This window comes from Flavobacterium sp. (assembly GCF_035292545.1).
Taxonomy (GTDB): domain Bacteria; phylum Bacteroidota; class Bacteroidia; order Flavobacteriales; family Flavobacteriaceae; genus Flavobacterium.
Map to the genome: position 1 here is coordinate 1 of NZ_DATDPV010000008.1, position 3,307 is coordinate 3,307.

General features: G+C 34.1%; 4 protein-coding genes. 3 read left to right on the forward strand and 1 reads right to left on the reverse strand.

The genetic code is table 11. From position 1 onward, the window contains the following. On the reverse strand, positions 1-658 hold a 658-nt coding region (locus tag VI621_RS01135; RefSeq protein WP_324216553.1), incomplete at its 3' end, for an anhydro-N-acetylmuramic acid kinase. A 145-nt stretch (positions 659-803) separates the two neighbouring features. Between VI621_RS01135 and VI621_RS01140 the strand changes: the two genes are divergently transcribed. The 3 genes from VI621_RS01140 to VI621_RS01150 form a co-directional block, all read left to right on the forward strand. After that, the gene (locus tag VI621_RS01140; RefSeq protein ID WP_324216554.1) at positions 804-2,243 is read left to right on the forward strand and encodes a transglutaminase domain-containing protein; all 1,440 of its coding nucleotides are present in this window, start codon (positions 804-806) and stop codon (positions 2,241-2,243) included. A gap of 198 nt (positions 2,244-2,441) precedes the next feature. Beyond that, on the forward strand, positions 2,442-3,167 hold the full coding sequence (locus VI621_RS01145) for a hypothetical protein (RefSeq protein ID WP_324216555.1): 726 nt from the start codon (positions 2,442-2,444) through the stop codon (positions 3,165-3,167). A 10-nt stretch (positions 3,168-3,177) separates the two neighbouring features. Beyond that, positions 3,178-3,307 (forward strand): NAD-dependent epimerase/dehydratase family protein (locus tag VI621_RS01150; protein ID WP_324216556.1); only part of this gene is annotated, 130 nt, incomplete at its 3' end.

Below are 3,307 nucleotides of genomic sequence, written 5' to 3' on the forward strand. Positions count from 1 at the left end.
GCTTTGCTATTCTTCCATCTTTATCATAATCTTTATTAAAGTACAGCTTAGAAAGGTAATCTATCAGCATGTTGCCTGGACCCGTATCGAAGGCAATCACGTCATCAGCTTTATACTTCTTATTCAATATTGTAATGTTTGAAATTCCACCAATATTTAATAGCGCTCTATTTTTCTTAGTCGAGTGAAAGATGATATAATCAAAATATGGAACAAGCGGTGCACCTTCTCCGCCAAGCGCAACATCTCCGACTCTGAAATCACCCACAGTTATAATTTTAGTGAGCTTTGCAATCACACCCGGATCACCAATTTGTAATGTACTACTGGTATCATAACCGAATAATTTCTCTTTCTTTGGAAGGTGGTGAATTGTCTGCCCATGAGAACCGATCAAATGAACTTTGTTTAGAGGAAATTTTATTTTGTCGCAAAGTGATTTAATAGCAGAAACATACACTCTCGCAATTAAAAAATTTAGCTTACAAATGTCGGTTACATTACCACCATTAAGTTCAGCATTTCGAAGAATCATCTCTTTCATTTTTCGGGGAAACGGATAAGTGATGAATCCCAGCTGTTTTATTTTGGTATTGATTCCGCTTCCGTTTATTTCGATTAGAACGACATCAACACCATCAACAGATGTACCGGACATTAAACCGATGACGTATTTATTTTTTCTCTTAGATAATTTGAGAAGCGATTCGATATTCATTTTTAAACCCTAAAAACGTTTCAAAACTATTTAATTAGTTACCGAGCGATTGCTATATTTACATTGGCCAAAATTAAAACATAAGATGGATAAAAAAATGCCACTAAAAATATTTTTTATAGTTTTAACTTTTTCTTACTTCTTAGCTTCACAAACAAAATACCCGGAAATTAATGAACAAATCAATTTAGGGAACTTCTCGCAAGCACAGACTTTAATTGAAAGTAAATTGCTCGATAAGAATCTGACCGAGCTTGACATGTACGATCTGAAATTCCAAATTGAATTGATGGATAGAATACGAAAAGACTTTAGACTAACTCGTGATGAAGTAATGAATGCTTTGAAAAAATATTATCCGAATTTAACCGATGAGATGCTGGTAAATTGGGAAAAAGATAATTCGCTTGAAATGAAAGTAATTGATGGAGAGAAACGGTACTTCAATAATGCTGTTCCAAATTTGTTTAGAATAAACAAAGAAGCAAAAAAGCAGAAAGAAAAAATTGAGGGGAGTAAGTTAGATGATCTCGATATATTTTTAGAAAATTACATTCCGAAAATTGTAGAGACTGCAAAAGAAACGGGGCAGCGATTTGTATCGCCTGTTAAGATGAAAATAAAATATTCTTTAACTGTAAAACCAAATTCAGTTCCTGATGGTGAAATAATTCGATGCTGGCTCCCCTATCCAAGAGAGTCAAATCCTCGGCAAACTGATATTCAATTATTGAATGTTAATAAAAGCGAGTATGTAATCGCTGATAATAAAAATCTTCAAAGAACGATTTACCTTGAAGATAAAGCGAAAAAAGATCTACCGACAAGGTTCGAAATTGAGTTAATCTATACAAGCAAAGCTGAGTATGTGAATCTATTTGAGGATTCAAAAGAAATATCATTCAATAAAAATCCCGAAGTATTTTCAGAGTATACTCGAGAGCAATTTCCTCATATCGTTTTCTCGGAACGAATAAAAAATATATCAGCACAAATCATTGGAGATGAAAAAAATCCTTTGCAAAAACTTAAAAAGATTTTTACTTGGGTGGATGAAAATACTCCTTGGGCAAGTGCGAGAGAATACTCAACTATTTCAAATATTCCCGAGTACAGTTTAGAAAACAAGCATGGCGATTGTGGAATACAAACTTTGGTTTTTATGACTCTCTGCAGGTACAATGGTATTCCTGCTAAATGGCAAAGCGGCTGGATGATGCATCCTCCTGAAATTAATCTGCATGATTGGTGCGAAATTTACGTTGATGATTATGGTTGGATCCCCGTTGATCAGAGTTTCGGAATCAAGAATTATTTGGATGAATCCGAAAGATATTTTTATCTCGGTGGAATTGATGCTTTTAGGTTAATTGTGAATGATGATTATTCGATGCCACTATTTCCTGCTAAGATTTATCCGCGTAGCGAAACAGTTGATTTTCAAAGAGGTGAAGTCGAATGGAGAGGCGGTAACTTATTTTTTGATAAATGGAATTACAGCATGGAAGTGGAATACCTAGAATGAGAAGCATAAATTAAAATTTTAGGTATTAACGATTCGTACTCATAATAAAGTTACAAACCCAGTTTCTCAACATATCTTGAAGCAGTTGCTTAGAAACTGGGTTTGTTTTTAAGCCAAAAATGTTCTTAAGTAAAACAATAATTTAACTTTATTTTTGTACAGTCGTTTCATAACTTTACACATCTTTTTTGGTAATGAATGAAAGAAAAATTTTTAATAATAATCCTGTTTCTATCAATTAATGTTTTATCTCAAGATAAAAAATATTTTGATGCTCCCTTTGGCGGCGGCGGCGGATATACACCGGGATGGATTTTTGTTAACCTCGATGAACTTAATAAACAGCTTGTTTCTTTTGGATCTGGTCAACTAAGCAAAAGTGGATTTTATACATCCGGTGGGGCAGGTTTTGTTTATATTGGGTTTGTACCAAATTTAAGAATTGGTGGCATGGGTTTCGGAGGCTCAACATCAACCTCAGCTTTTATTGGTGAATTTGAGAAAGAAGCTGTGTACAAAATTGGCGGTGGTGGCGTAACAGTTGAATACACTTTACCCCTCGTTAAAAATATGGCGATCTCTGTTGGTGCTGTAATTGGCGGAGGAAGCATCCAAATTGAGCTATATAAAAATCGTGGAAATTTTGACTGGAAGGATTTGTGGTACCAGTTTACAAAAGATCCTTCGACTCTAAATTTCAGTCGCAGAATCAGTAATAGCTTTTTCTTATTATCTCCAACACTAAACATTGATATTCCCTTTTATAGATTTTTATCGTTTAGATTAGGCGGCGGTTATCAATTGGCTGTAGGTAAAAGTTGGAAAGTCGAAAATGAGAAGCAGTTATCGAATGTTCCATCAAAGCTAAACGGAAATAGCTTTTTTATTCAATCGGGAATATTTTTCGGATTTTTTTCATACTAAAAAAAAATAAATGAAAAACATTTTAGTTACCGGCGGTGCGGGTTTTATCGGAAGCAATTTTATCAATTACATCCTTGATAAGAGGGACGATTATAACATAATCAACCTTGATAAACTTACTTATGCGGGCAATTTAGAAA